Source organism: Pseudomonas sp. FW305-25 (assembly GCF_017351415.1).
Taxonomy (GTDB): domain Bacteria; phylum Pseudomonadota; class Gammaproteobacteria; order Pseudomonadales; family Pseudomonadaceae; genus Aquipseudomonas; species Aquipseudomonas chlororaphis.
In genome coordinates this window covers 1-542 of record NZ_JACNDE010000084.1, presented here as the reverse complement: position 1 = coordinate 542, position 542 = coordinate 1, and the positions used below count along the sequence as shown (strand labels likewise).

The window sequence follows — 542 nt, the reverse complement described above, 5'->3', positions numbered from 1 at the left end:
TACGTCTGGGCATCATTCCCGAGCGAATCCAACCGGGTCGACCCGAGCAAAATGGTCGTCATGAACGCATGCACCGCACGCTGAAAAGCACGCTGGTCAGTCCTCCGGAAATTGAATGGGGCGCTCAGCAAAAGCACTTTGATCTGTTCCAGCAGCACTACAATCATGAACGACCGCATGAGGCGCTTGGGCAGAGAACACCGGCCTCCTGTTATTGCTGTTCGGATCGAACTTATCCGGCACGGCTACCAGTGATGAGGTATCCCAGCCATATAGAAACCTATGTCGTTGACTCTTGTGGGATCGTCAACAGAGGTCGGCTCAGGATCTATGTCGGCAATGTGCTCAAGCGCGAAACGGTAGGTCTGGAGCGTATCAGTGAGGGTATTTGGGACGTCATATTTGGCCCGATCAAGTTGGGTCGCTTTGATTTGAAAGATGCCCAGGACGGTTACATCAGGCTCAGTCCGGCGTCATAGGCCTGATTTGGTGTTACCTATGTGCCTGAACTTTTCTGTTACCTATGTGGTTGTCCCGTTCAT

1 protein-coding gene is annotated in these 542 nt (G+C 52.4%); it reads left to right on the top strand.

Annotated features, from left to right (window positions below):
* The coding region (locus J4E58_RS31780) for an integrase core domain-containing protein (RefSeq protein ID WP_207255372.1) at positions 1–479 on the top strand (479 nt) is incomplete at its 5' end.
* Between the last annotated feature and the right edge of the window lie 63 nt (positions 480–542).